Annotated in this window: 8 protein-coding genes and 4 tRNA genes; all 12 read right to left on the bottom strand. The window is 54.0% G+C overall.

Translation table 11 applies throughout. The features are described 5' to 3' along the window. Window positions 1-188, bottom strand: a 188-nt coding sequence (rplJ, locus tag AC3ZU9_RS31150) for a 50S ribosomal protein L10 (protein ID WP_490091777.1), incomplete at its 3' end; no start/stop codon positions are given. A 199-nt stretch (window positions 189-387) separates the two neighbouring features. Beyond that, window positions 388-1,083, bottom strand: coding sequence for a 50S ribosomal protein L1 (rplA, locus tag AC3ZU9_RS31155; RefSeq protein ID WP_003232403.1), 696 nt, complete (start codon window positions 1,081-1,083; stop codon window positions 388-390). Further along, complete coding sequence (gene rplK / locus AC3ZU9_RS31160; protein WP_003176435.1) at window positions 1,083-1,514, bottom strand: 50S ribosomal protein L11; 432 nt, start codon at window positions 1,512-1,514, stop codon at window positions 1,083-1,085. The genes rplA and rplK overlap by 1 nt, the downstream gene beginning before the upstream one ends. Before the next feature lie 117 nt (window positions 1,515-1,631). Further along, window positions 1,632-2,165 (bottom strand): transcription termination/antitermination protein NusG, encoded by a 534-nt coding sequence (nusG, locus tag AC3ZU9_RS31165; protein ID WP_003176436.1) that lies wholly within the window; start codon window positions 2,163-2,165, stop codon window positions 1,632-1,634. Between the two features lie 9 nt (window positions 2,166-2,174). Then, the gene (gene secE / locus AC3ZU9_RS31170; protein ID WP_003194658.1) at window positions 2,175-2,543 is read right to left on the bottom strand and encodes a preprotein translocase subunit SecE; all 369 of its coding nucleotides are present in this window, start codon (window positions 2,541-2,543) and stop codon (window positions 2,175-2,177) included. A gap of 45 nt (window positions 2,544-2,588) precedes the next feature. Next, window positions 2,589-2,664: transfer RNA gene (locus tag AC3ZU9_RS31175), tRNA-Trp, on the bottom strand. 161 nt (window positions 2,665-2,825) lie between these two features. Further along, window positions 2,826-2,901 (bottom strand) — tRNA-Thr (locus AC3ZU9_RS31180). 26 nt (window positions 2,902-2,927) lie between these two features. Further along, window positions 2,928-3,001: transfer RNA gene (locus AC3ZU9_RS31185), tRNA-Gly, on the bottom strand. A gap of 23 nt (window positions 3,002-3,024) precedes the next feature. Continuing rightward, window positions 3,025-3,109, bottom strand: a tRNA-Tyr gene (locus AC3ZU9_RS31190). A gap of 143 nt (window positions 3,110-3,252) precedes the next feature. Then, complete coding sequence (locus AC3ZU9_RS31195) at window positions 3,253-3,699, bottom strand: hypothetical protein (protein WP_015886140.1); 447 nt, start codon at window positions 3,697-3,699, stop codon at window positions 3,253-3,255. 7 nt (window positions 3,700-3,706) lie between these two features. Continuing rightward, window positions 3,707-4,456 carry a pantothenate kinase gene (locus AC3ZU9_RS31200; RefSeq protein ID WP_015886141.1) on the bottom strand — a complete coding sequence of 250 codons (750 nt, stop codon included), beginning with the start codon at window positions 4,454-4,456 and terminating at the stop codon, window positions 3,707-3,709. Further along, window positions 4,446-5,405, bottom strand: coding sequence for a bifunctional biotin--[acetyl-CoA-carboxylase] ligase/biotin operon repressor BirA (birA, locus tag AC3ZU9_RS31205; RefSeq protein WP_015886142.1), 960 nt, complete (start codon window positions 5,403-5,405; stop codon window positions 4,446-4,448). The genes AC3ZU9_RS31200 and birA overlap by 11 nt, the downstream gene beginning before the upstream one ends. Window positions 5,406-5,638 lie beyond the last annotated feature (233 nt).

Here is a 5,638-nt window from a genome sequence, read left to right on the forward strand (position 1 = left end):
GCGCGCTTGAGCAGGGTGTTACGTACAACACGTACGTATACGCCAGCTTCACGAGCCTCTTTACGGAGTCCGGTCATAGCGCTTACTGTCACACCACGGGCATCAGCCACGACAGCGGACAGAGCAGCTTTGGCAGCCTCGTTGACTTCAGCGACGATGGCCTTCTTGTCTTCGAGATTAATTGCCACGGGTTTAACTCCTGCTTGTTACCGTTTCATCTGGCCGGAGCCGGATGTCGTTTTGGTGTCTGATTCGGTAAGGAACCGGGAGCACCATCTGCGTAGGCTTGTGGTTTAAGACTTACGTCGCCTACGGTCTTGGATAGCCCCCGCCAGGCAGGGACCCCAATTTTTTCAATTGACGCGATTTCTCGCGTCAACCTGTGTCTTATACGTCCAGCGAGCCTTGGTCGATGACCAGACCTGGGCCCATAGTGGTGCTCAGGGTAACGCGCTTGACGTAGATACCTTTCGAGGAAGCTGGCTTGATACGCTTCAGATCAGCGATCAGGGCTTCAACGTTTTCCTTCAGCTTGACGGCGTCGAAGCCGACTTTGCCAACGGAGGTGTGGATGATGCCGTTTTTGTCGGTGCGATAACGAACCTGACCAGCCTTGGCGTTTTTAACCGCGGTGGCTACGTCTGGGGTTACGGTGCCGACTTTAGGGTTAGGCATCAGACCACGTGGACCGAGGATCTGACCCAACTGACCCACAACGCGCATTGCATCCGGGGAAGCAATAACTACGTCATAGTTCAGGTCGCCGCCTTTCATTTCGGCAGCCAGGTCGTCCATGCCAACGCGGTCAGCGCCAGCGGCCAGAGCAGCTTCAGCTGCCGGGCCTTGGGTGAAGACAGCTACACGTACAGTCTTGCCAGTACCGTGTGGCAGCACAGTTGCGCTACGAACGACCTGGTCGGATTTACGTGGGTCAACACCCAGGTTTACAGCAACGTCAACGGACTCGCTGAACTTGACAGTCGACAGCTCGGTCAGCAGGGCAGCAGCGTCTACAAAGTTGTAGGCCTTGCCTGCTTCGATTTTGCCGGCGATAGCCTTTTGGCGCTTGGTCAGCTTAGCCATTACACACCCTCCACGTTAAGGCCCATGCTACGAGCAGAACCGGCGATGGTACGCACGGCTGCATCCATATCAGCTGCAGTCAGATCCGCGTTTTTGGTTTTCGCGATTTCTTCCAGCTGAGCACGAGTCACGGTGCCAACCTTAACGGTGTTCGGACGAGCGGAACCGCTAGTCAGACCAGCAGCTTTCTTCAGCAGAACCGAAGCCGGGGTCGACTTGGTTTCGAAAGTGAAGCTACGGTCGCTGTATACAGTGATGATCACTGGAGTTGGCAGACCTGGCTCAAGACCCTGAGTACGGGCGTTGAAGGCTTTGCAGAACTCCATGATGTTCACGCCGTGCTGACCCAGAGCTGGACCGACGGGTGGGCTAGGGTTGGCCTGAGCGGCCTTCACTTGCAGCTTGATGTAAGCGGTAATCTTCTTGGCCATGAGGCACTCCAATTACGGGTTCGAACGCCTCGAAAGGCTCCCCGGTTACTTGCGCGTTTATCCCAGTGACGACAAAACCCCACAGCCTAGGGCTGCGGGGTTGGGATGCTTGCTCAGCTAGACCTTCTCGACCTGGCTGAACTCCAACTCTACCGGGGTAGAGCGACCGAAAATGAGCACTGCCACTTGGATCCGGCTCTTTTCGTAGTTAACTTCTTCGACAGTACCGTTGAAATCAGCAAACGGACCATCTGTGACACGAACAACCTCACCCGGCTCGAAGAGCGTCTTCGGCTTAGGCTTGTCGCTACCATCAGCAACACGACGCAGAATTGCTTCCGCCTCTTTGTCGGTGATCGGAGCAGGCTTATCAGCGGTACCGCCAATGAAACCCATAACACGAGGAGTGTCCTTGACCAAGTGCCAAGTACCTTCGTTCATGTCCATCTGTACCAGCACGTAGCCAGGGAAGAACTTACGTTCACTCTTACGCTTCTGGCCATTCCGCATTTCAACCACTTCTTCAGTGGGAACCAGAATTTCGCCGAAGCCATCTTCCATGCCTGCCAGCTTTACGCGCTCCAGCAAAGAGCGCATAACATGCTTCTCGTAACCCGAGTAAGCATGCACAACGTACCAACGCTTAGCCACGGGACACCCTTAGCCAACAATCAAGGAAACAAGCCAGCCGAGCAGGGAATCAAGCCCCCACAACAGCAACGCCATAACCAGAACAACAGCCACAACAATCAACGTGGTCTGCGTGGTTTCTTGGCGAGTCGGCCAAACGACTTTACGGATTTCGGTGCGAGCTTCCTTTACCAGGACCGCGAAAGACTTGCCTTTGGCAGTCTGCAGGCCCACAAAGGCAGCTACAGCAGCAAGGGCAAGCAAAGCGAGCACACGGTACAGGATCGGCGAAGCAGAATAGTACTGATTGCCAACAACGCCTACGACCACCAAGGCGACTACAGCGAGCCACTTGACCAGATCGAAACGAGAGCTTTGAGCTTCAGCCTTAGGAGTCATCTATGAAGATCCTGTGAAAAGAAAGCCAGATACACCACGTGAATCTGGCAGGTCAGGAGGGAATCGAACCCCCAACCTACGGTTTTGGAGACCGTCGCTCTGCCAATTGAGCTACTGACCTAAAACAAAATCAGGCCGACCATTATGCAGGCCTGAAAAAGACTTTACAACAACCAACCCCTATAGACTTGAAATCACCTAGCAACAAAGCCAAGCACAACACCATCAAGCCGAGGCAGCTGTTAAAACAAAGGCAGATATTTTCATATCTGCCTTGTTATATGGAGCTCTTGAGCGGATTTGAACCGCTGACCTCACCCTTACCAAGGGTGTGCTCTACCAACTGAGCTACAAGAGCAAAACACCGTGCACAACCTGCAAACTTGGAGCGGGTAGCGGGAATCGAACCCGCATCATCAGCTTGGAAGGCTGAGGTTCTACCACTAAACTATACCCGCGGAGCTTGCAGCTCACGCTAAAATGGTGGAGGGGGAAGGATTCGAACCTTCGAAGTCGTAGACGTCAGATTTACAGTCTGATCCCTTTGGCCGCTCGGGAACCCCTCCTAAGCGAGCCGGCATTTTACATTACGCCGACCTTCTGTCAAGCATTTTCTCATTTAAAAATATGAGGTTAGCTGCATTGACCTTCGCTTCACGCTGTCGACCTTAAAGGTCTTCACTGCGAAGCGGGCGCCATTCTATGCAAACTATTCGAGAGTTGCAACGCCTTCGCACAACATTATTTTATGTTTTAACTCATTGAATTCCTTAGCAAGGTTTTCAAAGGGCAGATCGTCGGCCAGGCGTCGACTTTCAGGGGCCACACGCAGCCAGTAGCCAGATGCATCCGCAGTATTCAGCAGCTGAACCTTGACCTTTATATCCAAGCTTAGGAGCCGCTGCTCAACAGACTGCGCTTGACGCTGATCCGCAAACCCACCGATATACAGGCAAGTATTTTGCGCTTCAGATGCTTTTGCGCGCTCTCTACGCACCACAGCATCGGAGGACTCACTGAGCAGTCGAATATCCTGCTGCGAGCCCTTATAAAGGCTCAGAGGCGTGACATCTTTAGCGCGCAAAGGGGCTTCTTGCTGATGCCAAATGTAATAGAAGGCATTGAGAACAAGTAAAAGCAAAAATAGCCAACGCATAATCACCTCAGGACAAAGGACAAGCCATCGCCAAACCGACAAAGACCAGATCGGGCACGAGCTCCGCCTGCGGCACTGCATCCACCACCAAATCAGCATCCCCCCCGGTCAGAAACACGGTGAAGTCATCGCCCCAGTAGCTTCGCGCCAACTCTAACTGAGTCAGTACAAACCCTCTCAGCATCAACGTACAACCGCGCTCCACGGCCTCCACCGTCGTACGACCGGGAGAAAGACGCTCCAGCGCCCTTTCCGCGGCGGCGTCGTCATACCGAATCTTGCGCGTATGCGTTCGCAGTTGGTTGCGCATGAGGGGCATACCTGGGCAAATGAAGCCACCCAAGTGCTCACCATCCGCCGCAATAAAATCTGCTGTGGCAGCCGTACCAAAATCAAGTACCAGGCAAGCGCCGCGCGCCAGCTTGAATCCACCCAGCATCGCCAGCCAACGATCGAGCCCCAGACGCTCGAAATCTTCGTAGCCGTTGCGTACTCCGGCCATTTCTCGTGCCGGGGCAGCGCAGGAAACGGTAACGCCAAAAGCCTCGTGCAAGGCCTCGACCAGCTTACTTGTTTCTTCCAGGGCCCGAACGCTGACCAATCGGCAGCGCGTCAGCAGCAATCGAGGCAGCGCTGACAGATTTTCAATCAATGCCAGATCAGAACGAACAACCCCCTCCGCAGAGGCACTTGCGGAACCCGAATCAAGCACACGCCACTTGATAAAGCTATTCCCACAGTCGAGTTCAAGAATCATCACGCAACCTCAGGCTTAACTCACCACCACTGTATATTTTCTCAACGCCCTCAACACTCAAACGCAACGCCCCCTGACGGTCTACACCCAGTACAACCCCATCGACCTGGTTGACACCCGCAATGAGAGACACCGACCGCCCCTGCCAAGCGTGACTCTGCTCCCACTCCTCTTGAAGTGCGACAAAACCACCCTCCCGATGTCGTTCAAGGTAGCGCTGCAGCTGCACACCCAATTGCGCCACCAGAGCATTGCGATCAACAGAAGAGCCTGTCTCAAGCAGCACCGAAGTCCATTGCTGATCCACCTCGTCAGCCCTCTGCATGTTCACATTTATGCCTATTCCGAGGACAACGTGACAGATATCAGCCGGGTCTCCTACCAACTCCAGCAAAATCCCGGCGATCTTCTTCTGCCCTACCAGCACATCGTTTGGCCATTTCAGTGCCGCCCCACGCACGCCTGACTCGCGTAAAGCCTGCATCACCGCCAAGCCCACAACGAGACTTAGGCCCTCCAATTGCCGAAGGCCAGACTCAATGCGCAATACAAGGCTGTAATAAACATTTTGTGCGAACGGACTGACCCACTTTCGCCCTCTTCTGCCCCTTCCCGCGGTTTGCTGCTCGGCAAGCACCAGGAACGGCGCCGCACATCCAGCATCAACAAGGCGCAAAGCTTCGGCATTCGTGGAGTCAATGGAATCAGAGATATGAACGGGCCATGCCAAGACGGGCGCATTCATCGCGATACCTTCAGCACTCAAGAACACCAGCGGTGACGCCAACTGATATCCCTTACCACGAACCTTATGAATGGACAGATTCAATTCAGCCTCAAGGTGCTGGAGCTGCTTCCAGACAGCACTACGGCTGACGCCCAGGGCAGCACCAAGTGCTTCTCCGGAGTGGAATCGTCCATCTTTCAGAAGTTTTAACAACGTCAGCATGCAAGTATCGCCTCACAAAGAGGCACGCATGATAGCCATGCGCAGGGTCATTGCATAGAAACGCCGGACTTTAGGACTGAAAGCAACCGTAGCCCACCTCTATGCATTTTCGACCGCCCAAAACAAAACCCCATCTGCTTTCGCAAATGGGGTTTCGGAATTTAATCTTGACGATGACCTACTCTCACATGGGGAAACCCCACACTACCATCGGCGATGCATCGTTTCACTAC

Source organism: Pseudomonas sp. A39, assembly GCF_058145955.1.